General features: G+C 39.3%; 23 protein-coding genes and 3 rRNA genes. 25 read left to right on the top strand and 1 reads right to left on the bottom strand.

Annotated features, from left to right (window positions below; all coding sequences use genetic code 11):
* Positions 1 to 33 precede the first annotated feature (33 nt).
* From acpP to BCELL_RS23210, 6 genes are all read left to right on the top strand, one after another.
* Entirely contained in the window at positions 34 to 267 is a 234-nt protein-coding gene (gene acpP / locus BCELL_RS12555; protein WP_013489125.1) for an acyl carrier protein, read from the top strand.
* A gap of 77 nt (positions 268 to 344) precedes the next feature.
* Positions 345 to 1,106, top strand: coding sequence for a ribonuclease III (gene rnc / locus BCELL_RS12550; RefSeq protein ID WP_013489124.1), 762 nt, complete (start codon positions 345 to 347; stop codon positions 1,104 to 1,106).
* A gap of 537 nt (positions 1,107 to 1,643) precedes the next feature.
* A 16S ribosomal RNA gene (locus tag BCELL_RS12545) occupies positions 1,644 to 3,198 on the top strand.
* 311 nt (positions 3,199 to 3,509) lie between these two features.
* A 23S ribosomal RNA gene (locus BCELL_RS12540) occupies positions 3,510 to 6,442 on the top strand.
* 69 nt (positions 6,443 to 6,511) lie between these two features.
* Positions 6,512 to 6,627 (top strand): 5S ribosomal RNA (rrf, locus tag BCELL_RS12535).
* The 16S, 23S and 5S rRNA genes sit together here, the layout of an rRNA operon.
* Before the next feature lie 403 nt (positions 6,628 to 7,030).
* Positions 7,031 to 7,159 (top strand): hypothetical protein, encoded by a 129-nt coding sequence (locus BCELL_RS23210; RefSeq protein WP_280964377.1) that lies wholly within the window; start codon positions 7,031 to 7,033, stop codon positions 7,157 to 7,159.
* 756 nt (positions 7,160 to 7,915) lie between these two features.
* Here BCELL_RS23210 and BCELL_RS12530 read toward each other — a convergent pair.
* Positions 7,916 to 8,140 carry a DUF1128 domain-containing protein gene (locus BCELL_RS12530; protein WP_013489123.1) on the bottom strand — a complete coding sequence of 75 codons (225 nt, stop codon included), beginning with the start codon at positions 8,138 to 8,140 and terminating at the stop codon, positions 7,916 to 7,918.
* A gap of 163 nt (positions 8,141 to 8,303) precedes the next feature.
* Here BCELL_RS12530 and smc point away from each other — a divergent pair, with 163 nt between their 5' ends.
* The 19 genes from smc (at position 8,304) to dprA (ending at position 26,004) form a co-directional block, all read left to right on the top strand.
* Entirely contained in the window at positions 8,304 to 11,873 is a 3,570-nt protein-coding gene (gene smc / locus BCELL_RS12525) for a chromosome segregation protein SMC (protein ID WP_013489122.1), read from the top strand.
* Between the two features lie 32 nt (positions 11,874 to 11,905).
* Positions 11,906 to 12,904 (top strand): signal recognition particle-docking protein FtsY, encoded by a 999-nt coding sequence (gene ftsY / locus BCELL_RS12520; RefSeq protein WP_013489121.1) that lies wholly within the window; start codon positions 11,906 to 11,908, stop codon positions 12,902 to 12,904.
* A gap of 81 nt (positions 12,905 to 12,985) precedes the next feature.
* Positions 12,986 to 13,315 (top strand): putative DNA-binding protein, encoded by a 330-nt coding sequence (locus BCELL_RS12515; protein ID WP_013489120.1) that lies wholly within the window; start codon positions 12,986 to 12,988, stop codon positions 13,313 to 13,315.
* Between the two features lie 13 nt (positions 13,316 to 13,328).
* Positions 13,329 to 14,678, top strand: a complete 1,350-nt coding sequence (ffh, locus tag BCELL_RS12510) for a signal recognition particle protein (RefSeq protein WP_013489119.1) — start codon at positions 13,329 to 13,331, stop codon at positions 14,676 to 14,678.
* Between the two features lie 100 nt (positions 14,679 to 14,778).
* Positions 14,779 to 15,051, top strand: a complete 273-nt coding sequence (gene rpsP / locus BCELL_RS12505; RefSeq protein WP_013489118.1) for a 30S ribosomal protein S16 — start codon at positions 14,779 to 14,781, stop codon at positions 15,049 to 15,051.
* 38 nt (positions 15,052 to 15,089) lie between these two features.
* Complete coding sequence (locus tag BCELL_RS12500) at positions 15,090 to 15,317, top strand: KH domain-containing protein (RefSeq protein ID WP_013489117.1); 228 nt, start codon at positions 15,090 to 15,092, stop codon at positions 15,315 to 15,317.
* A 91-nt stretch (positions 15,318 to 15,408) separates the two neighbouring features.
* The gene (locus BCELL_RS12495) at positions 15,409 to 15,825 is read left to right on the top strand and encodes a YlqD family protein (protein WP_013489116.1); all 417 of its coding nucleotides are present in this window, start codon (positions 15,409 to 15,411) and stop codon (positions 15,823 to 15,825) included.
* Entirely contained in the window at positions 15,818 to 16,342 is a 525-nt protein-coding gene (gene rimM, locus BCELL_RS12490) for a ribosome maturation factor RimM (RefSeq protein ID WP_013489115.1), read from the top strand. Before BCELL_RS12495 ends, rimM begins: the two co-directional genes overlap by 8 nt.
* Positions 16,342 to 17,085: a tRNA (guanosine(37)-N1)-methyltransferase TrmD gene (gene trmD / locus BCELL_RS12485; protein ID WP_013489114.1), complete on the top strand. Its 744-nt coding sequence runs from the start codon at positions 16,342 to 16,344 to the stop codon at positions 17,083 to 17,085. Before rimM ends, trmD begins: the two co-directional genes overlap by 1 nt.
* 121 nt (positions 17,086 to 17,206) lie before the next feature.
* The gene (gene rplS / locus BCELL_RS12480) at positions 17,207 to 17,548 is read left to right on the top strand and encodes a 50S ribosomal protein L19 (protein ID WP_013489113.1); all 342 of its coding nucleotides are present in this window, start codon (positions 17,207 to 17,209) and stop codon (positions 17,546 to 17,548) included.
* Positions 17,549 to 18,418: 870 nt separating this feature from the next.
* Positions 18,419 to 18,964: a signal peptidase I gene (gene lepB / locus BCELL_RS12475; protein ID WP_013489112.1), complete on the top strand. Its 546-nt coding sequence runs from the start codon at positions 18,419 to 18,421 to the stop codon at positions 18,962 to 18,964.
* A 15-nt stretch (positions 18,965 to 18,979) separates the two neighbouring features.
* A complete protein-coding gene (ylqF, locus tag BCELL_RS12470; protein WP_013489111.1) occupies positions 18,980 to 19,828 on the top strand; it encodes a ribosome biogenesis GTPase YlqF in 849 nt (282 codons plus the stop codon).
* A gap of 124 nt (positions 19,829 to 19,952) precedes the next feature.
* Positions 19,953 to 20,735 (top strand): ribonuclease HII, encoded by a 783-nt coding sequence (locus tag BCELL_RS12465; protein WP_013489110.1) that lies wholly within the window; start codon positions 19,953 to 19,955, stop codon positions 20,733 to 20,735.
* Positions 20,736 to 20,749: 14 nt separating this feature from the next.
* On the top strand, positions 20,750 to 22,057 hold the full coding sequence (locus BCELL_RS12460) for a hypothetical protein (protein WP_013489109.1): 1,308 nt from the start codon (positions 20,750 to 20,752) through the stop codon (positions 22,055 to 22,057).
* On the top strand, positions 22,054 to 22,356 hold the full coding sequence (locus BCELL_RS12455; protein ID WP_013489108.1) for an EscU/YscU/HrcU family type III secretion system export apparatus switch protein: 303 nt from the start codon (positions 22,054 to 22,056) through the stop codon (positions 22,354 to 22,356). The genes BCELL_RS12460 and BCELL_RS12455 overlap by 4 nt, the downstream gene beginning before the upstream one ends.
* 52 nt (positions 22,357 to 22,408) lie before the next feature.
* Positions 22,409 to 22,651 carry a DUF3905 domain-containing protein gene (locus tag BCELL_RS12450; RefSeq protein ID WP_013489107.1) on the top strand — a complete coding sequence of 81 codons (243 nt, stop codon included), beginning with the start codon at positions 22,409 to 22,411 and terminating at the stop codon, positions 22,649 to 22,651.
* Positions 22,652 to 22,897: 246 nt separating this feature from the next.
* Positions 22,898 to 24,061, top strand: coding sequence for an ADP-forming succinate--CoA ligase subunit beta (sucC, locus tag BCELL_RS12445; protein WP_013489106.1), 1,164 nt, complete (start codon positions 22,898 to 22,900; stop codon positions 24,059 to 24,061).
* Positions 24,062 to 24,076: 15 nt separating this feature from the next.
* Positions 24,077 to 24,982, top strand: coding sequence for a succinate--CoA ligase subunit alpha (sucD, locus tag BCELL_RS12440; protein ID WP_013489105.1), 906 nt, complete (start codon positions 24,077 to 24,079; stop codon positions 24,980 to 24,982).
* 152 nt (positions 24,983 to 25,134) lie between these two features.
* A complete protein-coding gene (gene dprA, locus BCELL_RS12435) occupies positions 25,135 to 26,004 on the top strand; it encodes a DNA-processing protein DprA (protein ID WP_013489104.1) in 870 nt (289 codons plus the stop codon).
* Positions 26,005 to 26,125: the final 121 nt, after the last annotated feature.

Here is a 26,125-nt window from a genome sequence, read left to right as displayed (position 1 = left end):
ATCCTATAATGTCTGAGAGGAGGTGAGCTACATATGGCAGCAGTAATAGATCGTATTGCAAAAATTGTATCAGACAGACTGGGTGTAGATGAATCAGAAATTAAACCTGAAGCTACTTTTAAAGAAGATTTAGGTGCAGACTCCTTGGATGTAGTTGAACTAGTAATGGAACTTGAAGATGAGTTCGACTTAGAAATTTCCGATGAAGATGCTGAGAAAATTTCAACTGTAGGTGACGTTATTGATTACATAGAGCGTCAACAATAGTTTTCCTTACCCAAGCCCTTACGTTAGGGCTTGGGCTTTCAAAAAAATAATATAACAGAGAAGCGATGGGGGTTCTCATGCAACAAACAAGAAAAATACAGCGTAGGGGAGTAAAAAGGCAAGCTAAAAAGATGAAAATTTCTGATCAACTAAAATTAGAGTATAAAGATTTTTTAACTAGTCTAGAAGTTAAAACGACTAATGTTGATATTTATATTCAAGCTTTTACTCATTCTTCCTATGTAAATGAACACCGGATTCGACCACATGATGATAATGAAAGGCTTGAATTTTTAGGCGATGCTGTTTTGGAATTGGCCATCTCACAATATTTGTTCAAAAACTATGCGAACATGAGTGAAGGAGAGATGACCAAACTCAGAGCTGCCATCGTATGTGAGCCATCACTAGCAAAAATAGCTGACGAACTCAAGTTTGGCGAACGCGTTTTACTCGGTAAAGGAGAAGAAATGACGGGTGGTCGAAAAAGACCAGCGTTGCTAGCTGATGTATTTGAATCATTTGTAGGAGCACTTTACTTAGATCTTGGAATGGATGCTGTTTATGACTTCCTTAAAGTTAATGTCTATCCCAAAATAGCGGATGGAGCATTTTCTGATATGATGGACTATAAAAGCCAATTACAAGAGCTGGTCCAACGAGAAGGACAAGGTCAAATACAGTATAAAATAGTACAAGAGAGAGGCCCTGCTCATGCTAGAGAATTTGTTTCTGAAGTATGGTTAGAAAATAAACTTCTTGGAATTGGCGCTGGACGTTCAAAAAAAGAAGCAGAGCAAATGGCCGCACAAAAAGCGTTAGAAAAATTTACGAAATAATACTAAAAAGGCTGTAGCCAAATAAAAGGAAAGGTCTATTGATCAAATGCATCTATATCAATAGACCTTTCCTTTTATATTGTAAAAATAAAATGAATCATCTAGTAATGATGTTTCACCTTCGAGTCCGAATACTCACCGTGAAACTATTTTAATACCAAAATGTACCTTTGCTTCTCTGGTGGAGAAATGTTATATTAATTGTCCAAGTCATATCAGAACAACGGTTTAGAAAAAAAATAAAAATAACTATTGATATGAAAGTTTCATTATGGTATTATATAATTCTGTCGTTAAGAAAGAACAACGACGTTAGTGTTAAAAAGTTGTTGACAGCAAATTATTATTCTGATATAGTATAAGAGTTGCTAAAAAACAACAACATCAAGTTTTGACCTTTGAAAACTAAACAAAAAGCCAAGCGAAGTGGGATAGACACATTAGTCGTATATACGATTGGTGAAAGGATATCCCGTCAATAAGATTTAAAAATTAGCCAAAATTTGGCTTGATGTCAGAGACATCGAACTCAACAATTTTTTGGAGAGTTTGATCCTGGCTCAGGACGAACGCTGGCGGCGTGCCTAATACATGCAAGTCGAGCGGATCAAATAAGAGCTTGCTCTTATGAGATCAGCGGCGGACGGGTGAGTAACACGTGGGCAACCTGCCTTACAGACTGGGATAACTCCGGGAAACCGAAGCTAATACCGGATGATCAACGGAACCGCATGGTTCTATTGTAAAAGTTGGGATTTATCCTAACACTGTGAGATGGGCCCGCGGCGCATTAGCTAGTTGGTGAGGTAATGGCTCACCAAGGCAACGATGCGTAGCCGACCTGAGAGGGTGATCGGCCACACTGGAACTGAGACACGGTCCAGACTCCTACGGGAGGCAGCAGTAGGGAATCATCCGCAATGGGCGAAAGCCTGACGGTGCAACGCCGCGTGAACGATGAAGGTCTTCGGATTGTAAAGTTCTGTTGTTAGGGAAGAACAAGTGCCATTCAAATAGGTTGGCACCTTGACGGTACCTAACCAGAAAGCCCCGGCTAACTACGTGCCAGCAGCCGCGGTAATACGTAGGGGGCAAGCGTTGTCCGGAATTATTGGGCGTAAAGCGCGCGCAGGCGGTCTCTTAAGTCTGATGTGAAAGCCCACGGCTCAACCGTGGAGGGTCATTGGAAACTGGGGGACTTGAGTGTAGGAGAGGAAAGTGGAATTCCACGTGTAGCGGTGAAATGCGTAGATATGTGGAGGAACACCAGTGGCGAAGGCGACTTTCTGGCCTACAACTGACGCTGAGGCGCGAAAGCGTGGGGAGCAAACAGGATTAGATACCCTGGTAGTCCACGCCGTAAACGATGAGTGCTAGGTGTTAGGGGTTTCGATACCCTTAGTGCCGCAGTTAACACATTAAGCACTCCGCCTGGGGAGTACGGCCGCAAGGCTGAAACTCAAAGGAATTGACGGGGGCCCGCACAAGCAGTGGAGCATGTGGTTTAATTCGAAGCAACGCGAAGAACCTTACCAGGTCTTGACATCCTCTGACACTCCTAGAGATAGGACGTTCCCCTTCGGGGGACAGAGTGACAGGTGGTGCATGGTTGTCGTCAGCTCGTGTCGTGAGATGTTGGGTTAAGTCCCGCAACGAGCGCAACCCTTGATCTTAGTTGCCAGCATTCAGTTGGGCACTCTAAGGTGACTGCCGGTGACAAACCGGAGGAAGGTGGGGATGACGTCAAATCATCATGCCCCTTATGACCTGGGCTACACACGTGCTACAATGGGTGGTACAAAGGGCAGCAAAGCCGCGAGGCCGAGCGAATCCCATAAAGCCACTCTCAGTTAGGATTGCAGGCTGCAACTCGCCTGCATGAAGCCGGAATTGCTAGTAATCGCGGATCAGCATGCCGCGGTGAATACGTTCCCGGGCCTTGTACACACCGCCCGTCACACCACGAGAGTTTGTAACACCCGAAGTCGGTGAGGTAACCTTTTGGAGCCAGCCGCCGAAGGTGGGACAGATGATTGGGGTGAAGTCGTAACAAGGTATCCCTACCGGAAGGTGGGGATGGATCACCTCCTTTCTAAGGAGCAGTTATTTTCTACAACAACTGTAGAAACATAAAGCTCATTACTTTCGAACTTCGCTTTGGACTTTTTGTTTAGTTTTGAAGGGTTAAACCTTCAATTATATAGTGTTGTGTGTATCAGGTTTAACTGATAGCATAATTACCTACATTTCAAACGTTTACGCGTTTTGAATTTGTCCTTTGAAAACTAGATAACAAAAACTGATTTAAATGATCACCAGTAGATATCAATAGAAGTCTATTCTTCTAACGAAATCAACTGTGTGTCTTAGTTAAGGCAAATGTAAGACGCCACACTTTTTAGTGGTTAAGCTAGAAAGGGCGCACGGTGAATGCCTTGGCACTAGGAGCCGATGAAGGACGGGACGAACACCGATATGCTTCGGGGAGCTGTAAGTAAGCTTTGATCCGGAGATTTCCGAATGGGGGAACCCACCATCCGTAATGGGATGGTATCCATACTTGAATACATAGGGTATGAGAAGGCAGACCTGGGGAACTGAAACATCTTAGTACCCAGAGGAAGAGAAAGCAAATGCGATTTCCTGAGTAGCGGCGAGCGAAACGGAATTAGCCCAAACCAAGAGGCTTGCCTCTTGGGGTTGTAGGACACTCCACACGGAGTTACAAAGAAACAGCGTAGGTGAAGCGATCTGGAAAGGTCTGCGAGACAAGGTAACAGCCCTGTAGCCGAAATGTTGTTTCCTCCGGAGTGTATCCTGAGTACGGCGGGACACGTGAAACCCCGTCGGAATCCGGGAGGACCATCTCCCAAGGCTAAATACTCCCTAGTGACCGATAGTGAACCAGTACCGTGAGGGAAAGGTGAAAAGCACCCCGGGAGGGGAGTGAAAGAGATCCTGAAACCGTGTGCCTACAAGTAGTTGGAGCCCGTTAATGGGTGACAGCGTGCCTTTTGTAGAATGAACCGGCGAGTTACGATAACGTGCGAGGTTAAGTTGAAGAGACGGAGCCGCAGCGAAAGCGAGTCTGAATAGGGCGCCATAGTACGTTGTTGTAGACCCGAAACCGTGTGATCTACCCATGTCCAGGGTGAAGTCCAGGTAACACTGGATGGAGGCCCGAACCCACGCACGTTGAAAAGTGCGGGGATGAGGTGTGGGTAGGGGTGAAATGCCAATCGAACACGGAAATAGCTGGTTCTCCCCGAAATAGCTTTAGGGCTAGCCTCGAGGTGAGAGTATTGGAGGTAGAGCACTGATTGGACTAGGGGTCCCCACAGGATTACCGAATTCAGTCAAACTCCGAATGCCATTTACTTATCCTCGGGAGTCAGACTGCGAGTGCTAAGATCCGTAGTCAAGAGGGAAACAGCCCAGACCATCAGCTAAGGTCCCAAAGTATACGTTAAGTGGAGAAGGATGTGGAGTTGCTTAGACAACCAGGATGTTGGCTTAGAAGCAGCCACCATTGAAAGAGTGCGTAATAGCTCACTGGTCGAGTGACTCTGCGCTGAAAATGTACCGGGGCTAAACGTATCACCGAAGCTATGGATTGTCCTTACGGACAGTGGTAGGGGAGCGTTCCAAGGGCGTTGAAGCATGACCGGAAGGACATGTGGAGCGCTTGGAAGTGAGAATGCCGGTATGAGTAGCGAAAAGAGGGGTGAGAATCCCCTCCGTCGAAAGCCTAAGGTTTCCTGAGGAAGGCTCGTCCGCTCAGGGTAAGTCGGGACCTAAGCCGAGGCCGAAAGGCGTAGGCGATGGCAAACAGGTTGAAATTCCTGTACCACCACGTCACCGTTTGAGCAACGGGGGGACGCAGGAAGGTAGGGTAAGCGCACTGATGGATATGTGCGTCGAAGCAGTGAGGCTGACAAGTAGGCAAATCCGCTTGTCATAAGGCTGAGCTGTGATCGCGAGGGAAATTATAGTACCGAAGTTCCTGATCCTACACTGCCAAGAAAAGCCTCTAGCGAGGTGACTGGTGCCCGTACCGCAAACCGACACAGGTAGGCGGGAAGAGAATTCTAAGACGCGCGGGAGAACTCTCGTTAAGGAACTCGGCAAAATGACCCCGTAACTTCGGGAGAAGGGGTGCTCTATTAGGGTGTATGCCCGAGAGAGCCGCAGTGAATAGGCCCAAACGACTGTTTATCAAAAACACAGGTCTCTGCCAAGCCGTAAGGCGAAGTATAGGGGCTGACACCTGCCCGGTGCTGGAAGGTTAAGAGGAGGGGTTATCCTTCGGGAGAAGCTCTGAATTGAAGCCCCAGTAAACGGCGGCCGTAACTATAACGGTCCTAAGGTAGCGAAATTCCTTGTCGGGTAAGTTCCGACCCGCACGAAAGGTGCAACGATTTGGGCACTGTCTCAACGAGAGACCCGGTGAAATTATATTACCTGTGAAGATGCAGGTTACCTGCGACAGGACGGAAAGACCCCATGGAGCTTTACTGTAGCTTGATATTGGATTTTGGTACAACTTGTACAGGATAGGTAGGAGCCTTGGAAGCCGGAGCGCTAGCTTCGGTGGAGGCGTCGGTGGGATACTACCCTGGTTGTACTGGAATTCTAACCTCGGTCCGTAATCCGGATCAGGGACAGTGTCAGGTGGGCAGTTTGACTGGGGCGGTCGCCTCCTAAAAAGTAACGGAGGCGCCCAAAGGTTCCCTCAGAATGGTTGGAAATCATTCGTAGAGTGCAAAGGCATAAGGGAGCTTGACTGCGAGACATACAGGTCGAGCAGGGACGAAAGTCGGGCTTAGTGATCCGGCGGCACCGTATGGAAGGGCCGTCGCTCAACGGATAAAAGCTACCCTGGGGATAACAGGCTAATCTCCCCCAAGAGTCCACATCGACGGGGAGGTTTGGCACCTCGATGTCGGCTCATCGCATCCTGGGGCTGAAGTAGGTCCCAAGGGTTGGGCTGTTCGCCCATTAAAGCGGTACGCGAGCTGGGTTCAGAACGTCGTGAGACAGTTCGGTCCCTATCCGTCGCAGGCGTAGGAAATTTGAGAGGAGCTGTCCTTAGTACGAGAGGACCGGGATGGACACACCGCTGGTGTACCAGTTGTTCCGCCAGGAGCATAGCTGGGTAGCTACGTGTGGAAGGGATAAGTGCTGAAAGCATCTAAGCATGAAGCCCCCCTCAAGATGAGATTTCCCATCACGTAAGTGAGTAAGATCCCTCAGAGATGATGAGGTTGATAGGTCTCATGTGGAAGCATGGCGACATGTGAAGCTGAGAGATACTAATCGATCGAGGGCTTAACCAAACTTTACTAAGACGATCATTTAATCAGAATATGTTATCTAGTTTTGAGAGGATAAACTCTCATACATAGTCAAGTGACGATAGCGGAGAGGTCACACCCGTTCCCATGCCGAACACGGTAGTTAAGCTCTCCAGCGCCGATGATAGTTGGGGGTTTCCCCCTGTGAAAGTAGGACGTTGCTGGGCAGATAAAGTTATCCTCAATAGAGAGTGGCTTTTTTTATTTTGTTTAGGATTTGGGCTTTTGTGTACCGAAGGTAGGGTTTGATTTGATAAATGTGGTGAAATGAATGAGGAGTGTTCTTTTAGGGAGGGGCAATGATGCGTTAGATATAGTATATGGAAACGAATAAAGTGTGTGTCATAGAAGTGGAATGATGCATGAGAAAGTGGGAGGAACGGAATAAAGTGTATCATACGAGGCCAATGACACGCGAGAAAGTAGTGGGAATGAAATAAAGTGTGTCATACGAAGGCAATGACGCATGAGAATGTTGGAGGAAACGAATAAGGTGTATCATACGAGCTCAATGACACGTGAGAAAGTAGTGGGATCAAAATAAAGTGTGTCATAGAAGTGCAATGACACGTGAAGATTTATGTGGAAACGAATAAAGTGTGTCATACGAAGGCAATGACGCATGAGAAAGTAGTAGGAACAAATAAAGTGTATCATAGAAGTGCAATGACACGTGAGAAAGTATGTCGATACGAATAAAGTGTGTCATAGCTAAGCAATGCTACCCGAAAATCAAAAAACGAATGCACGAAGGTCATCATAGGCGGCCAATGCTGCCCCAAAAGCCAAACCACACTCAACGAAGGTCATCATAGATAAGCAATGCTGCCCGATAATCAAAAAGTCAATCCACCGAAAGTCATCATAGAGACTCAATGCTGCCCGATAATCAAAAAGTCAATCCACGAAAGTCATCATAGAAAAGCAATGCTACCCGAAAATCAAAAAACCAATGCACGAAGGTCATCATAGGCGGCCAATGCTGCCCCAAAAGCCAAACCACACTCAACGAAGGTCACCATAGGCAAGCAATGCTGCCCGATAATCCAAAAGTCAATCCACGAAGGTCATCATAGAAAAGCAATGCTACCCGAAAATCAAAAAACCAATGCACGAAGGTCATCATAGAAAAGCATTACTGCCCAAAAATTCATAAACGAATCCAAGAAGGTCATCATAGAAGAGCAATGCTACCCGAAAACCTAATACTCAACGCTCGAAGATCATCATAGGAACTTAATATTGCCCTATAAAACAAGTAACGAAGGCCACAAAGCAAAAGCCCCCACAAAAAAACAAACCACCTCAAAAACCGAATCATAAGCGAAAATTACTACCTAGTAAATGGGAAGCACAATCATACTTTAGAAAACACACATCGAGAACAAGGACAATTATCCTTTTCAATAAATAAAAGCCCTGAAAAAACAGGGCTATCAAATAAATATAATATGCTTATTTGTCTCTTAAATTACCGAGTTCGGTAACAATAGCATCCATTTCACTAACACTAAAGTTAGATTTTTTCATAACCATTTCGTAAAGTTCTTCCACATCACTAAAGCGGTCTAAAGAATAATGTTCAGCCTTCATTGCACCAGCATTTACGATTTGGAGTTTCTTTTTTATTTCCTCAATCATCGCACTTAAATTCTCTCTAGTATGTTCTTTAGTATTCATATAAACCATCCTTTCTAAAACATATATTTATTATTGTACCATTCTAATATAAAAACTCCACTCTATATTAACTTTCAAGGTTATGAGATCATCTTGTTTATGGTAAAATAAATAAGTTAATATACGATTCATTTTTTATAAATTTAGTTAGAGGTGAATGACATTGTTCCTTAAACGACTAGACCTCGTTGGCTTTAAATCTTTTGCAGAAAGATTATCAATCGATTTTGTAAAAGGTGTAACTGCTGTTGTTGGTCCTAATGGAAGTGGAAAAAGTAATATATCTGATGCAATACGGTGGGTGTTAGGAGAACAATCTGCTAAAAATTTACGTGGTGCAAAAATGGAGGATGTTATTTTCTCAGGAAGTGATAGTAGGAAGCCATTAAATATGGCTGAAATCACACTTGTATTAGATAATGAAGACCAGCATTTAGCGATTGATTATAGTGAAGTAGCTGTTACTAGAAGAGTTTATCGTTCTGGAGATAGCGAATATTTAATAAATAAACAGCCTTGTAGGTTAAAAGATATTGTTGATTTATTTATGGATTCCGGATTAGGAAAAGAAGCTTTTTCTATCATCGGACAAGGTAGAGTAGAGGAAATTTTAAGTAGTAAGTCAGAAGAGCGCCGCATGATTTTTGAAGAAGCTGCTGGTGTATTGAAATATAAAAATAGAAAAGTGAAGTCCGAAAAAAAACTTAATGACACACAGGAAAACTTAAATCGTGTCAAGGATATTATTTACGAACTAGAAGGGCAGGTAGAACCACTAAAGGAGCAATCCTCTATTGCAAAAGAGTACTTAGAAAAAAAAGCAGAGCTGAAAGACTTTGAGGTTGGTGTACTTGTAAAAGAAATTGAGGAAATGCATACGAAGTGGGATGTAGAGAAAAAACAGCTTGAGGATCTGCAGGACAAGGAAGCTAGTTCACAAGCTACTGTTAAGCAATATGAGGCTAAAATTGAGCGTTTACGGACAGATATGCAAACGTTAGACAATTCTATTAATGAATTACAAGATCTTCTTTTAAAAACGAGTGAAGAACTAGAAAAGCAAGAAGGGCAAAAAGAAGTTTGGAAAGAGCGTAAGAAAAACTTTGCACAGCATCGTGAACAGTTTATCGAAGAGATGTCTGAGCTAAAAAGTCAAAAAGAATCGATATCTAAAGAAGTAGTGAAATATGAACACGAAGTAAATACAAATAAAGATAAAGTTAAACGTACAAAAGAGCTTTTGGTACAACAAGAGAAAGAAATGACACTATTAGAGCAAAATACCGTGGAACGCTTAGAGCAACTAAAGGCGGATTACATAGAATGGTTGAATGAAAAAGCGTCTCAAAAGAATGAGATACGGTATTTAGAAGAACAGTTATCGAAGCAAGAAAATAAACAAGAGAGAATGGACAAGGACAATCAAGAGCTTCTAACAAAACGTGAACAAATAAGGGTTAAACTTCAAGAAGCACAGCAGGAATGGAAAACAGAAAAATCGGTGATAGAAGAGAAAATTAATGCTTTTCAATTGAAAAAGCAGCAATATGGTGAAACTGAAAGAGAGTATGAAAAGAAGGAAAACTTTTTATATGAAGCATTTCGCCATGTGCAACAGTTAAAATCACGTAAAGAAGTATTAGAAGAAATGCAAAATGATTATTCTGGTTTTTTCCTTGGAGTAAAGGAAATTTTAAAAGAACGTGATCGACAATTTAAAGGTATTAAAGGAGCAGTAGCTGAGTTAATTGATGTTTCTAAAGAGTTTCAAACAGCTATTGATATAGCTTTAGGGCCTGCTCAGCAGCATGTGGTTGTAGAGGATGAAGCAACTGGTAGAAGTGCTATTCAATTTTTGAAGCAAAGGAAATTAGGGAGAGCAACCTTTTTACCAATGACTGTTATTAAACCTCGCCATATACAAGGTCAGGACGTAATTGAAGCTCAACAACAGCAGGGTTTTGTAGGTGTTGCGAAGGAACTCGTTCAGTATGAAACTGAATATGAAAATATAGTGTCACATTTACTTGGTAATATTATTGTAGCAAAAGATATTAAGTCAGCAAATAACATTGCTCGCGCAGTTAGGTTTCGATTTCGAATAGTAACTTTAGAAGGGGATGTCATTAATCCTGGTGGTGCGATGACTGGAGGAAGTATTAAACAAAAGCAAAGTCAAATTTTAGGAAGACAGCAAGAGCTGGAAAGAGTATCGTCTAAGCTAGAACAGTTAGATAATGAAGCAATGAAGCTACAAAAGGATGTAAGTCATTTAAAACAAAAGTTATCTTCAATTCAGCTTGAGATGAAGGAGCTACAAGAGCAAGGAGAAGAACTTCGGGAAAAAGAACAAGAAAAAAAATCTCGTTTTAAGGAATTAGAGCTTTCTGAAGAAACAATTAATGAACGTTTAAAGTTGTATGACTTAGAAAAGAATGATTTTGAAGAAGATGTAAAAGAAAAGCAAGAGCGAATTTCGCAGTTGAGAAGCGCGATTATACAATGTGATGAGAAAATTTCAACGCTAAATAAGGAAATTGACTATTTATCTACTGAGCAGGAAAAAGCAAAAGCTTCGAAAGAAACGCTAAGTACAACAATTACAAATACGAAGATTAATTTAGCGAAAGAAGAAGAACAGTTAAATTATGCACTGGAAATGTATACTCGTATACAGAAATCGCTAGAAAATATCGTACAATCACTTTCGCTTAAAGAAAATGAATTTCATGCATTAGAGAGGGATTTATCAACACAATCAGAAAGTGCTGATTCGTTAGAAGAAGTAATTGAAAAGCGGAGAATTGAAAAGGATAGAACAATTGAATTAATTTCTAGACGTAGGTCTGATCGCTTGTCATTACAGCAAGAGCATGATGATGCTGAGAGAGAGTTAAAAGAGCATAAACGACAATTGAGGTTTGTATCTAGCACATTACATGAAACAGAGGTTAGGGTGAACCGTCTTGATGTTGATTTAGACAACCGACTTAGCAAACTTCAAGGTGAATATGAGATTTCATATGAAGCAGCAAAAGGAGAATATCCACTAACTGTAGATTTAGATGATGCTCGTAAAAAGGTGAAATTGATTAAGTTAGCAATTGAGGAGCTAGGTAATGTAAATGTTGGTGCAATTGAAGAATATGATCGTGTAAAAGAACGATATGAGTTTTTACTAGAACAGAAAGAAGACTTAGAAGATGCAAAAGCCACTTTACACCAAGTTATTACAGAAATGGATGAAGAAATGACAAAGCGATTTAAGGAATGCTTTGATCAAATACAAAGCCACTTCCATGTAGTATTTAAAGAGCTGTTCGGGGGTGGACAAGCTGACTTGCGGTTAACGGACCCTGAGGATTTATTAAATACTGGTGTAGAAATAGTGGCTCAACCACCTGGTAAAAAACTTCAGCATTTAGCTTTATTATCCGGCGGTGAACGTGCACTTACAGCAATTGCTTTACTATTTGCAATTCTAAAAGTGCGTCCAGTTCCTTTCTGTGTGTTAGATGAAGTGGAGGCAGCATTAGATGATGCAAATGTTGTTAGATTTGCACAGTATTTAAAAGATTTTAGTCATGAAACACAATTTATCGTCGTCACTCATAGAAAAGGAACGATGGAAGAAGCGGATGTTCTATATGGGGTAACGATGCAAGAATCAGGTGTATCAACTATGATGTCTGTAAAGCTTGAAGAAAGTAAAGCGTTGGTTGGTGTGAAATAGAAAGAAGTACACAATTGTTGGAGGCGTTAACGATGAGTTTTTTTAAGAAACTAAAAGAAAAAATTACTGGTCAAACAGAGAGCGTAACAGAAAAATTTAAAGATGGCTTAACAAAAACAAGAGATTCTTTCGTTGGAAAAATGAATGATCTCGTAAAAAATTACCGAAAAGTAGATGAGGAATTTTTTGAGGAACTAGAAGATATTTTAATATCTGCTGATGTTGGCGTCCATACGGTAATGGACTTAATTGATGAACTAAAAGACGAGGCGAAATCAAGAAAAATTAGCGATGCAGTTGATATACAACCACTTATTTCTGAAAAGCTTGCGGAGTTATTGCAAAAGTCTGAGGAAGAAACAAAGCTTAATATGCAAGATAATGGTTTAACAGTCATACTGTTTGTCGGTGTAAATGGAGTTGGGAAGACGACAACGATCGGGAAGTTAGCAAACAAGTTTAAGCAAGAAGGAAAAAAAGTCTTATTAGCTGCTGGAGATACTTTTCGTGCAGGGGCAATTGAGCAGCTAGAGGTTTGGGGAGAACGTGTTGGAGTGGATGTTATAAAACAGCATGAAGGATCAGATCCAGCTGCAGTGATGTATGATGCCATTCAATCGGCAAAATCAAGAGAAGCAGATGTTCTCCTTTGTGATACAGCTGGAAGATTGCAAAATAAAGTTAATTTGATGAATGAGTTAGAGAAAGTGAAAAGAGTGATTACTAGAGAGATACCAGATGCACCACACGAAGTATTATTAGTATTAGATGCAACAACTGGACAAAATGCAATGAGTCAGGCAAAAACTTTTGGAAAAGCAACTGATGTATCAGGGATAGTATTAACAAAGCTAGATGGCACTGCAAAGGGAGGAATAGTCCTAGCAATCCGCCATGAGCTAGATATCCCAGTGAAGTTTGTTGGCTTAGGAGAGGGAATGGATGATTTACAAGAGTTTCAGGCAGACCAATATGTACATGGTTTGTTTGCGGAGGTGCTAGAGAAGTCTGAAGAACTAGCTGAGGAATAGTATTCCCTTGACATAGTTGTTCTCGTTCTAGTATCATTATTTAGTGTAAAGTAAAAAACCTTAACAAAGGCGGTGGAATTGTTGATTGAAAAAACAATCCGCATGAACTATTTGTACGATTTTTACCAAGTGTTATTAACGGATAAGCAAAATCACTATATGACGATGTATTATTTAGATGATTTGTCGTTAGGTGAAATTGCAGACCAATTTGAGGTTAGTCGTCAAGCCGTTTATGATAATATAAAACGTACAGAATCTTTGTTAGAGGAATATGAAACAAAATTGATGCTTTTACAGCGCTATCAAGAGCGGAAAGAGCTATTAAATAACTTAAAGATATTAGTAAAAGAAAACGGGAGTCCCGATACGATGATCGAGATTGTCGAATCTCTCGAGAAACTGGAATAGGGGGCAAAGGTGAATGGCATTTGAAGGATTAGCCGAGCGTCTGCAAGGGACATTGAACAAAATCCGTGGTAAAGGAAAAGTCTCCGAGGCAGATGTAAAAGAAATGATGCGTGAAGTTCGTCTAGCGTTACTAGAGGCGGACGTAAACTTCAAAGTAGTTAAACAGTTTATTTCAAGTGTGAAGGAAAGAGCCGTCGGTCAAGAGGTTCTAGAAAGCTTAACACCAGGACAACAAGTAATAAAAGTTGTTAATGAAGAACTAACATCTCTCATGGGTGGAGAACAAAGTAAGATTGCAGTGGCATCAAAGCCACCGACAGTTGTTATGATGGTCGGCTTACAAGGTGCAGGTAAAACAACGACAACTGGTAAACTTGCGAATCATTTGAGAAAAAAGCATAATCGAAAACCGTTAATGGTTGCTGCAGATATTTATCGACCAGCTGCAATTAAGCAATTAGAGACGTTAGGGAAACAGTTAGATATGCCAGTTTTTTCAATGGGTGATCAAGTGAGTCCAGTAGAAATTGCTAAAAATGCAATGGAAAAGGCAAAGGAAGAACATCATGATTATGTCCTAATTGATACTGCTGGCCGTTTACATGTGGACGAAGAACTCATGGGAGAACTTGAGGAAATAAAAGCTTTAACATCTCCAGATGAGATACTCCTCGTAGTTGATGCTATGACTGGGCAGGATGCTGTTAATGTTGCAGAAAGCTTTAACGAGCGTCTAGGTATTACAGGTGTCGTTTTAACGAAGCTAGACGGTGATACAAGAGGTGGTGCAGCGTTATCGATTAGATCTGTCACTGATACACCTATTAAATTTGCTGGGATGGGTGAAAAAGTAGATGCATTAGAGCCTTTCCATCCTGACCGAATGGCGTCACGTATTTTAGGTATGGGTGATGTTTTAACCCTTATTGAAAAAGCACAAACAAATGTTGATGAGAAGAAGGCCAGAGAATTAGAAAAGAAAATGCTTTCAAATGATATAACTTTCGATGATTTTCTAGAACAGTTAAATCAAGTGAAAAGTATGGGGCCACTTGATGAAATTTTAAGTATGATGCCAGGTGCAGGCAAAATGAAAGGTCTTAAAAATATCCAAGTAGATGATAAGCAGCTTGGTCATATTGAAGCAATAGTACAATCGATGACAAAAGCTGAGAAAGAAGATCCATCTATTTTGAATGCTAGCCGTCGTAGAAGAATTGCAAAAGGAAGTGGTACCTCAATTCAGGAGGTTAACCGACTAATAAAGCAATTTGGAGAAATGAAAAAAATGATGAAACAAATGGCTGGTATGCAAAAAGGTAAAGGGAAGAAAAAGGGTGGATTTAAGCTTCCATTTATGTAAAATGTAGGGTGTAAAGTTTTTTTACTTTACTGGGGTTGTCCTTCAGTATAGTTTATGGTAATATACTTAATTGTGTGAATGAATTTTGGAGGTGAAACACATGGCAGTTAAAATCCGTTTAAAAAGAATGGGAGCTAAGAAATCTCCGTTCTATCGCGTAGTCGTTGCTAATTCTCGTTCTCCGCGTGATGGTCGTTTTATTGAAGAAATCGGAACTTACAATCCTTTGAAAAATCCGGTGGAATTTAACGTAGATGAAGAAAAAGCATTGAAATGGATGTTAGATGGTGCAAAACCTTCTGACACAGTTCGCAACTTGTTCTCAAACGTTGGTTTAATGGAAAAACTTCACAATGCGAAGAACGTAAAGTAATGTAATTCGCGTGGAAATAATCCTTAAAGGTGAGTGACATGAAAGAACTAGTGGAATCAATTGCAAAGGCCCTTGTTGATCACCCAGATGACGTCCGTGTAACAGAAGTTGAAAATGGTCGATCACTCACACTGAAGCTTGAAGTACATGCGGACGACATGGGGAAAGTGATTGGCAAGCAAGGTCGAATAGCGAAAGCGATTCGCTCTGTTGTAAACGCAGCTGGAACGAATCAAAACAAACGCATTAATTTAGAAATTGGGTAAAGGGTGAGGTATGTCCTCTCCCTTTTTCCGTATATAAGAATGGATCAATGTGTTAATAATAATGCTACATAAATAACCGGAGGTGGGAGCATTGGAAATAATAAAAAAAGTTGTAGTAAAGCAAATTCTCACTGAAAATAGTAGAACGAGATTAAAAGAACAATTTTTAAGTAAGCAATACCAATTAAACAAAGAAATTCAACAACTAGAATTCGTTTTACATAAAAAGATAAAGGAAAATAAGAATAACGTAAAGTACCAAACTTCCTTGAAAGAAAGCTTTAACCGTGAAGTGTTAAGACGAAAAGAAAAGAGTAGACAGCTTGAGTTGAAACTTGGTCAATTAGATGAGTTAGAGCTTGGCTCAGAGCTTCGAGAAGGTACAATACAAATGATTGAACAGGTTGAAGAAGGAGATAATTGGGAAGAATTGATGAAGGGAACGGAAATTGTCATTAAAGATGGTGTCGTTCATGAGATCCGCCAAGGAGGCATGGAGGATGACTGATTGGTTAAATGTGGGTAAAATTGTAAACACTCATGGAGTACGTGGGGAAGTGCGTGTAATATCGCGTACAGACTTTCCTGAAGAAAGATATGCCATAGGGAATACACTATATGTTACTAGTGATACTGATGTTAGAACACCAGTCGAAATTACTTCATGGCGTAAGCATAAACAATTTGATCTACTCACATTTAAAGGGTTAGACAATCTTAATGAAGTAGAAAAGTTTAAGGGCTCTTTATTACAAATCCATCAAAACGATGCTTCGGATGAGTTATCTGAAGGTGAGTTTTATTATCATGAAATTATAGGATCAACTGTTTACTTACAATCTGGAGAAGTGCTTGGTCACGTTAAGGAAATATTATCTCCAGGAGCAAACGATGTATGGGTTGTTCAAAGTAATACAAAAGGAAAAAAAGACATGTTAATCCCCTATATCGATGATGTTGTAAAGCAAGTTGATGTTAAAAGTAAAAAAGTAGTTATTCATCCGATGGAAGGATTGCTTGACTAATGAAAATCTCTGTTTTAACCCTTTTTCCTGACATGTTTAATGGAGTTTTTCAAAGCTCTATTTTAAAAAATGCGCAAGAAAAAGGTGCTGTTCAATATGATGTTGTTAATTTCCGTGATTACACTGAAGATAGGCATAATCGTGTAGATGACTATCCTTATGGTGGTGGCGGGGGGATGGTGTTAACTCCTCAACCAGTTTTTGATGCTGTCAATTCAATTAAGACTGAGTCCAAAACTGAGCCCAGAATTATATTGCTCTGTCCACAAGGTGAAAGGTATAGCCAAAAGAAGGCAGAGGCATTGGCGAATGAGGAACACTTAATTCTTATTTGTGGTCATTATGAGGGATACGATGAGCGAATTAGAGAACATCTTGTAACAGATGAAATTTCTATTGGTGATTATGTTCTTACAGGTGGAGAAATTGGAGCCATGGTGATTGCCGATAGCGTAACGAGGTTATTACCAGGTGTATTAGGAAATGAAACATCAGCGGTTACTGATTCATATAGTACAGGCTTATTAGAATATCCGCATTACACTAGACCTTCAAAATTTTTAGATTATGAAGTTCCAGACGTACTCCTTTCTGGTCATCATGAGCGGATTGACAAATGGAGAAGAGAGCAATCTTTAAAAAGGACGTATGAGAGAAGGCCAGATTTATTAGAAAATATGGAGTTAAGTGAAGAAGATAAATTATACTTAAAAACTTTGAATAAATCAGAAGAGAATAGTTGAGATGGCTGCTATGTTGTGGTATTATAAATCTTGTGGCTTTTAAAGCTATGTTATCAAGACGTTCCGCTGTCATTGGCTTGTAAGAGACATGAATGTCTGGAGGGAAGGAGGCGAACAGATAATGGAACATATTATTCGTGAAATTACGAAGGATCAATTAAAATCAGATCTTCCAGCATTCCGTCCTGGGGATACGGTTAAAGTACACGTTAAAGTTGTTGAGGGTACTCGTGAGCGTATTCAGGTTTTCGAAGGGGTAGTTATTAAACTAAAAGGATCTGGAATTAGTGAAACGTTCACTGTTCGTAAGGTATCATACGGTGTTGGTGTTGAACGTACATTCCCAGTTCATTCACCACGTATTGATAAAATTGAAGTATCTCGCCGCGGTAAAGTACGTCGTGCGAAGCTTTATTACTTACGTGATCTTCGCGGTAAAGCGGCTCGTATTAAAGAAAGATAATAAACAAAGGGAGGGTGACTCAAAAGGTGAATATTACCTAATGAGTCACCCTTCTAGTCTTATGACGGAACTTATTTTCATAGAAATAATCAGTACATACAATTGTGTTAGAACCATTTAAAAATCAATAGAGTAATTTTCAACCATTTTAACAGGTATAGGGTGACTTAAAAGGGTGGTTCCTAACCTGTTGAGTCACCTTATAACTAAATAGAAGCCACCATAGTTGCTGCTTTTGAATAAAGATTACTAAAAGTAAGGTAAAGACAAGCTATTTATGTTCTCTCGATAGTCGAATACAAAGACACGCGAGAAAGCGGAAAAACCGAAATAAGACGTGTCATACGGGGTCAATGACACGCGAGAAAGCGGAAAAACCGAAATAAGACGTGTCATACGGGGTCAATGACACGCGAGAAAGCTGAAGAATTGAAATAAGATGCGTCATACGGGATCAATGACACGCGAGAAAGCTGAAGAATTGAAATAAGATGCGTCATACGGGATCAATGACACGCGAGAAATCTGAAAAATTGAAATAAGATGTGTCATACGGGAGCAATGACACGCAAGAAAGCTGAAGAACTGAAATAAGACGTGTCATACGAGGTCAATGACACACGAGAGAGCACAATAACTGAAATAATACGTGTCATACGAGGCCAATGACACGCGAGTAGTTAAAGAATCTAGTTGGGAGTGTAGTCATTCCTGAACAAAAACAATCCTATACTATTTGTACTGAATAAATACATAAATGGAATAAGTAAAAAAGGGAATTATATGTTAGAATAATCATACACGAAATAAGTAGAAAAGCTTTTAGAGATTATTATTTTTGATTTTGATGATTGGTGGAGGATATACGTAATGGCTAAATCAGAATCTTGGGAATGGGTTAAAGCAGTAGTTGTAGCTTTGTTACTAGCAGTTGTAATCCGATACTTCTTTTTTGCACCAATAGTTGTAGATGGTCAATCGATGATGCCTACGTTAGGCCACAATGATCGAATGATTGTTAACAAAATAAGTTATACCATTGGCGAACCAGATCGCTTTGATATAGTGGTGTTTCATGCCCCTCAAAATAAAGATTATATAAAAAGAGTAATAGGTCTACCAGGGGACACTTTATATTATGAGAATGATGTACTTTATATTAATGGACAAGCTGTTGAAGAGCCGTACTTAGATGAATTTAAAAAAGAAGCAACAAGACTTCCTTTTACTGGTGATTTCAATCTTGAGGAAGATTATGGTTATGATGTTATTCCGGATGGACATGTTTTTGTATTAGGTGATAATCGACAACATAGCAAAGATAGTAGACATATCGGTGTTATTCCTTATGAAGAAATTGTTGGAAAGGCAAATATTGTATTTTGGCCAATTTCTGATTTTGGGGTAGTTAACTAGGAGGTTCATAAAGTAATGTCAATTCAATGGTTTCCAGGTCACATGGCTAAGGCGAAGCGACAAGTTCAGGAAAAGCTTAAAGTGATAGACGTAGTAATCGAGTTAGTGGATGCTAGAGTACCACTCTCCTCTCGAAATCCTATGATTGACGAGTTAGTAAAAAGCAAACCAAGATTAATCCTACTAAATAAATCGGACTTAGCTGATCAAAAGGTGACAGACTTGTGGGTAAAATATTTCGAAACTAAAGGTTTTGCTGTGCAACAAATAAATGCGCAAAAAGGAACAGGTGTAAAAAAAATTCCTGCCATAGTGGAAAAACTTGCAAAACCAATAACGGATAAAATGCGTGCAAAAGGAATGAATCCAAGAGCAGTCAGAGCACTTATACTAGGAATTCCAAACGTTGGGAAGTCAACGATCATTAATCGACTTGCAAATAAAAGGATAGCCACTGTTGGTGATAAACCAGGTGTTACTAAAGCACAACAATGGATAAAGGTCGGTAAAGAAATGGAATTATTAGATACGCCTGGTATCTTATGGCCAAAGTTTGAAGATGAGTCTGTAGGCTTCAGACTTGCATTAACAGGAGCCATAAAGGAAGAGTTATTTGACTTTAACGAGACGACCTTGTTTTTACTACGTTACTTGGCAGAAAAATACCCTGAACGATTAAAAGATCGATATAAATTAGAGAATATACCAGAAAATATAGTCGAGATATACGATCATATCGGTAAACTAAGAGGAACATTAATGAGTGGTGGGTTGATTGATTATGATCGTGTTTCTGAAATACTTTTTAGAGAATTTAGATCAGGTATGCTAGGCAATATAACTTTAGAATATCCTCCAAATTAATTGTTGGTCCAAAAGGCATTGTGCTTTTTGGACCTTATTATCTTCTATAGATGAGATAGTAGATGCATTGAGTATTAATATATTACGAAAAAGGACCGATAATATAAATAAGGAGTTGGTTACAATGATTACAAAGTCTTTACCACTATCAGAAATAAAGAAAAAATTAGATGGAATTACTGATGAAAATAACCCTTTTATTAAGGAATTACATATAGATGATCGTGTGGGTGCTCAGAAGCTTTTACAAACATGGAATAGGAAGAAAGAAAAACAACATGAATTAGAAAAAATGTTCTATGAGATGAGGACGTATGAAGAAGATTTATGGAAAGAAGGTTACCATTACATTGGTGGAGTAGATGAGGTCGGAAGAGGTCCACTAGCAGGACCGGTTGTTGCTTCATGTGTTATTTTATCTCCAGAATTTTATTTAGCAGGATTAACGGATTCTAAACAACTATCGAAACAAAAAAGAGAAGAATTTTATTGTAATATAATGGAAGAGGCTATTTCTGTAGGTATTGGTATCGCTACCTCGGAAGAGATAGATCAGATAAACATATATGAAGCTACGAAACTAGCAATGAAAAGAGCAATACATAAATTGAGTATTGAACCAAGCTATCTATTATTAGATGCAATGAAATTACCTATAGGTTTACCACAAATGTCACTTATTAAAGGAGATACAAAAAGTGTTTCTATTGCAGCGAGCTCTGTTATTGCAAAGGTTACGAGAGATAATTATATGGAAGAGATAGCGCAAACATACCCGGAGTATCGTTTCCAAAAAAATATGGGCTATGGAACGAAAGAACACTTACATGCAATTGAACAGCATGGAATTACAAAAGAACACCGTCGTTCCTTTGCACCAGTTAAAGAATCATTGTCTTTATTTTAGAGGGGGAGGTACGTGTGTTTCAATCTACTGTATTGAATAGCCTTATCAATGGTTTAGATCCTATACATGGTAAATCGGTTCAGCTAAGACCAGGTCAAGTATTTCAAGGTACGATCACTCATTTATATCCAGGACAGTTAGCACAGTTAAAGCTAGGCCCTTTAACTTTAACGGCAAAGCTAGAAGCGCAGCTGGAAAAGGGCAATAAATACTTTTTTCAAGTGTTAAAAGGGGACGGACTACCACAATTAAAGGTTTTACAATCACAACCTTTTTCATCCATGGATAGAGGCTCATCTTCACCGTTGCAAAGTTTGATGCAACAATTAGCCATCCCTCCAGGAGGGGAAGCGGAAGTAATTCTACAAAGGTATATAAAGGAAAGCGTCCCATTTTTAAAAAATGATATTCGTGAAGCGGTAATGTTAATGGAGCAATCTAGAATGCCTTTAGAGGACACGTTGAAAACGATCTTACAGATACATAGTAAAGGATTGCCCAAAACGGTAGATGTATTCAATAGTATAGCTACATTACAATCAAGTACTTCGATCGGTGAAGGAATAGGTCAGTTACTGAAGGGGATAAACGATTATGGATTACATCAATCTTTTCCTAAGCTCGTTGAAGTTTTACGAGCCTATGAGCAACCTATATCCCAAAATGCATTATTAAATAATGGTCAACCACCTTATTCGTTTTTAAAGCAAATAATATCTCAGTTAGGACTTCAATATGAGTTTAATTTAAATAAAAGCAACGACATTCAGCAACTAAATCAGTCAACTCAGGATTTAAAACCACTTTTAATGAGCTTTTTGGAAAATGTACCTGAAAGGTTGGTTAGTGTAAGGGAGCAAGCTGAATTTTTATTGCATCGCCTCACAGCTTACCAATTACTTTCATCAGATAGCCACGACCTATTACACCGAACTCTCGTACAAATACCAGTCTATTTCGATCAGAAATACCGAGACGTAACGATACAATGGGAAGGGAAACAGCAAGCAGACGGGACAATTTCAGAAGAACATTGTAGAATATTGTTTTATTTAAATATGACACATTTAAAAGATGTTGCTGTAGATTTGCAAATTCAAAATCGAATCGTATCCATTAAAATATATAATGAAAATCCAAAACCACATCTGATAATTAATAGCCTTTTTCCGTCAATAAAAGAGAAATTAGAGGAAATGGATTATCAATTATCAACAATCAATTGGTATCATCCAAATGAAGGTAACAGAAAGTTGATAAAATCTGAAGGAAGCTACGGGTCACAAGGAATAAGTTATCAAGGAGTGGACATTCGTATATGAACAATGGAGAAAAATCTTATCAAAATATCATAAATAAACGAGCTGTAGCTTTAGGTTATAACCGAAGTGAAGATGAGGCTCCTGTCGTGAAAGCAAAGGGAAAGGGTTATGTAGCTGATGAGATTATAAAACGAGCAAGAGAGAATAATATACCGATACAAGAAGATTCTTCTTTAGTGGAAATATTATCGCAATTAGAGATGAATGAACGGATACCTACAGCATTATATGGGGTCGTTGCTGAAGTGTTTTCATTCGTTTACCGTGTTGATCAATCCTATCGTGGAAAAAGTTCCTAATATGACAATTCACCATTTTGGTCACTCTAATGTTAAAGGAGGAGTGTCCTAAATGAAGAAAAAGAGGGAATTCGAAGCGAATCCTGAAACACCGTTGGATCATTGGAGTATTAATATTGATCCTGCAATTATGTCAGGTGATCACTGGGTAGAAGAAGAGGAAGCTCCTATTTCGGACAGTGACTCATCAAAAATTAAATTGAGTACGAGGATGGGAAAACATTTTCAAACGGAGCAGTTTATGCATCCTACTCATAATGTAGGTGAAAAAAATTGGAATAAAGATGAGGAATAATGGTTCAGGAGCCTTTAAGCATATGACTTGGAGGCTCCTTCACTATTTTCTAATACTTTTCTGAGCATTTATTCACAAAATTGTCGGAAAGTATAGTAAAATAAGCATTGTGACTATTTATATTAGTTTTAAAAGTCACATTTTTATCACTATCTTATTTTTAAAAGGGTTTGTGACTGTTTTATCGAATAAATTATAGTGGTAGTAACACGCACAAACTTCAATTACTCTGTAAGGGGGATGACGATGAATATCCATGAGTATCAAGGTAAGGAAATACTAAGAAGCTACGGGGTTGCTGTTCCAAATGGTAAAGTAGCTTTTTCTGTTGATGAAGCAGTTGAAGCAGCCAAGTCGTTAGGAACAGAAGTAAACGTTGTCAAAGCTCAAATCCATGCAGGTGGACGCGGGAAAGCGGGCGGTGTAAAAGTAGCTAAAAGTTTAGACGAGGTACGTACATACGCTGATGAAATTCTTGGGAAAACGTTAGTTACTCATCAAACTGGTCCTGAGGGTAAAGAGGTAAAAAGATTGTTAATAGAAGAGGGCTGCGATATTAAAAGTGAGTATTACGTAGGCCTTGTAGTTGACAGAGCAACTGATCGCATTGTGATGATGGCTTCTGAGGAAGGCGGAACAGAAATCGAGGAAGTTGCAGAAGAGACACCTGAGAAGATCTTTAAAGAAGTAATCGATCCTGTAGTTGGTCTCATGCCATACCAAGCAAGAAGACTTGCATTTAACATTAATATTCCGAAGGATTTAGTTCGTGAGGCAGTAAAATTTATGTTAGGGCTTTACCAAGTATTTGCAGACAAAGATTGTTCCATTGCTGAAATCAATCCACTAGTAACGACTGGTGATGGTAAAGTAATGGCGCTAGATGCAAAACTTAACTTTGATTCAAATGCGCTCTATCGTCAAAAAGCAATTTTAGAATATCGTGATCTCGATGAAGAGGATCCAAAGGAAATTGAAGCTTCTAAATATGACTTAAGCTACATATCGCTAGATGGAAACATTGGCTGTATGGTAAACGGTGCAGGTCTAGCAATGGCAACAATGGACATTATTAAACATTATAATGGTGACCCTGCAAACTTCTTGGACGTTGGCGGTGGTGCAACGAAAGAAAAGGTAACTGAAGCATTCAAAATTATCCTATCTGACGAAAACGTAAAAGGTATTTACGTAAATATTTTCGGTGGAATTATGAAATGTGATGTGATTGCAGAAGGTGTTGTTGCCGCAACAAAAGAAGTAGGCTTAGAAATTCCACTTGTTGTTCGATTAGAAGGAACTAATGTTGATCTAGGAAAGAAAATCTTAGAAGAATCTGGACTAGATATTACAGCCGCGGATTCAATGGCTGATGGTGCAGAAAAAATCGTTTCTCTAGTTAAAGGATAGAAAGGCGGGGTAAAAATGAGCATCATGATTAATAAGGACACAAAGCTAATTGTGCAAGGTATTACAGGTGCAACAGGGCTTTTTCATACTAAACAAGCAATTGAATATGGAACGAATGTAGTTGGCGGTGTAACTCCTGGAAAAGGTGGAACAGAGGTTGAAGGTGTTCCTGTTTTTGATACAGTATCACAGGCAGTAGAGGCTACTGGTGCAAATGCTTCTGTAATTTATGTGCCACCACCGTTTGCGGCAGATGCAATTATGGAAGCAACGGATGCTGGTGTGGAACTTGTGATCACCATTACTGAGGGTATTCCAGTAACAGATATGATAAAAGTAAAACGCTATTTAGAAGGAAAAAATACACGTCTAATAGGCCCAAATTGTCCTGGTGTGATTACGCCCGAAGAGTGTAAAATTGGTATTATGCCAGGATACATTCATAAAAAGGGTCATGTCGGTGTTGTATCTAGATCTGGTACTTTAACGTACGAAGCAGTCCATCAATTATCAACCGAAGGAATAGGCCAATCTACTGCTGTAGGAATTGGTGGAGATCCGGTAAACGGCACTAATTTTATTGACGTATTGAAGCTTTTTAATGAAGATGAAGATACGTATGCAGTAATTATGATAGGTGAAATTGGTGGAACTGCAGAAGAGGAAGCTGCTGAATGGATTAAAGAAAACATGACGAAGCCGGTTGTTGGGTTTATCGGTGGTCAAACAGCTCCTCCTGGTAAGCGTATGGGTCACGCAGGTGCGATTATTTCTGGAGGAAAAGGAACTGCATCAGAAAAAATAAAAACGCTTGAGAACGCAGGTGTTAAAGTGGCAGAGACTCCAGCAGTTATGGGTGAAACACTAATTTCAGTTTTAAAAGAGAAAAATATTTATGAAAAATGTGTTACCCATAAATAATAAACGAATCTAAACATCTCGAGGTTGACTCAAAAGGTCGAAATTGACCTTTTGAGTCATCTCTAAACAATACTAATTGCTTTTGGGACAGCCTCCTTTTTTAAGTTTGCCTCATTCACCTCAAAATACATCCTCTTGAAAGGAAGAAAAAAATGAATAAAATGAAAGAAAACCTTCTTCTCTTGCATTATTGCTGCCATGGGAACTATCACCTCGTCAAAAAAATCTCTACTATTAATCCCACTTTTTTATCCCTTTCAACATTAGAAGAAAAACACTTAATAGAACAATTGAAAATTCCATTAAAGAGAGCAAGACAAATTATATATTTGTTACGAAATGTCAGTATAGAGAAATTGAAAGAGGAATACAAAAATAAGAATATCCATTATGTAACAATTTTTGACGATGATTATCCCAAATTATTAAAAGAAATTTTCGACCCACCGTGGATTCTATATTATCAGGGCAACAGTCAATATTTGTCTAATACTTGTTTAAGTGTGGTTGGCACAAGACATCCAAGTGAAATTGTCTATCGAGAATTAACGGAAATACTGGAGCCAGTAGTAAAATCTGGTATTACGATAGTGAGTGGATTAGCTATAGGTATAGATAGCATGGCACATGAATTGACCATGAAGAAAAAAGGCCGTACAATCGCAGTATTGGGCTATGGTTTGGATTGGGTATATCCAAAGTCAAATGAGCAATTATTAAACGATATTAAACACCAACACCTTGTACTGACAGAGTATCCCCCATATGTAAAGCCCCAGAGGTGGCAATTCCCAGAAAGGAATAGAATTATAAGTGGGTTTTCAAAGGCAACATTTGTTGTTGAAGCACAAGATAAAAGTGGCTCACTTATTACAGCTGATTTGGCTGTACAGCAAAATCGAGATATTTTTGCACTTCCAGGAAGAATATTTGAAGTTACTTCTGTTGGAACAAATAAACTAATTCAAGATGGTGCTAAAATGATTTTACAAGCAAAAGATATTTTAGAGGAATATTTTTAAAGATAAACGTAAAAGACTTATAAATAAACAGTATAGTAACAACCGTTCGAAAAATTCAAAATATATTTTATAGATAAAATATGTTGATCTGACAAGCTTTATCACCATTATTTTTGCTGTA

It is taken from the genome of Evansella cellulosilytica DSM 2522 (assembly GCF_000177235.2).
GTDB classification, from domain to species: domain Bacteria; phylum Bacillota; class Bacilli; order Bacillales; family Salisediminibacteriaceae; genus Evansella; species Evansella cellulosilytica.
Note: the sequence above shows the minus strand (reverse complement) of the source record. Positions and strands in the feature narration are given on the sequence as shown.

Coding starts and splice junctions, on each gene's coding strand:
- acpP (WP_013489125.1), top strand. CDS start 34: ATGGCAGCAGTAATAGATCGTATTGCAAAAATTGTATCAGACAGACTG.
- rnc (WP_013489124.1), top strand. CDS start 345: ATGCAACAAACAAGAAAAATACAGCGTAGGGGAGTAAAAAGGCAAGCT.
- BCELL_RS12530 (WP_013489123.1), bottom strand. CDS start 8,140: ATGAATACTAAAGAACATACTAGAGAGAATTTAAGTGCGATGATTGAG.
- ftsY (WP_013489121.1), top strand. CDS start 11,906: ATGAGTTTTTTTAAGAAACTAAAAGAAAAAATTACTGGTCAAACAGAG.
- ffh (WP_013489119.1), top strand. CDS start 13,329: ATGGCATTTGAAGGATTAGCCGAGCGTCTGCAAGGGACATTGAACAAA.
- rpsP (WP_013489118.1), top strand. CDS start 14,779: ATGGCAGTTAAAATCCGTTTAAAAAGAATGGGAGCTAAGAAATCTCCG.
- BCELL_RS12500 (WP_013489117.1), top strand. CDS start 15,090: ATGAAAGAACTAGTGGAATCAATTGCAAAGGCCCTTGTTGATCACCCA.
- rimM (WP_013489115.1), top strand. CDS start 15,818: ATGACTGATTGGTTAAATGTGGGTAAAATTGTAAACACTCATGGAGTA.
- trmD (WP_013489114.1), top strand. CDS start 16,342: ATGAAAATCTCTGTTTTAACCCTTTTTCCTGACATGTTTAATGGAGTT.
- rplS (WP_013489113.1), top strand. CDS start 17,207: ATGGAACATATTATTCGTGAAATTACGAAGGATCAATTAAAATCAGAT.
- lepB (WP_013489112.1), top strand. CDS start 18,419: ATGGCTAAATCAGAATCTTGGGAATGGGTTAAAGCAGTAGTTGTAGCT.
- ylqF (WP_013489111.1), top strand. CDS start 18,980: ATGTCAATTCAATGGTTTCCAGGTCACATGGCTAAGGCGAAGCGACAA.
- BCELL_RS12465 (WP_013489110.1), top strand. CDS start 19,953: ATGATTACAAAGTCTTTACCACTATCAGAAATAAAGAAAAAATTAGAT.
- BCELL_RS12455 (WP_013489108.1), top strand. CDS start 22,054: ATGAACAATGGAGAAAAATCTTATCAAAATATCATAAATAAACGAGCT.
- BCELL_RS12450 (WP_013489107.1), top strand. CDS start 22,409: ATGAAGAAAAAGAGGGAATTCGAAGCGAATCCTGAAACACCGTTGGAT.
- sucC (WP_013489106.1), top strand. CDS start 22,898: ATGAATATCCATGAGTATCAAGGTAAGGAAATACTAAGAAGCTACGGG.
- sucD (WP_013489105.1), top strand. CDS start 24,077: ATGAGCATCATGATTAATAAGGACACAAAGCTAATTGTGCAAGGTATT.
- dprA (WP_013489104.1), top strand. CDS start 25,135: ATGAATAAAATGAAAGAAAACCTTCTTCTCTTGCATTATTGCTGCCAT.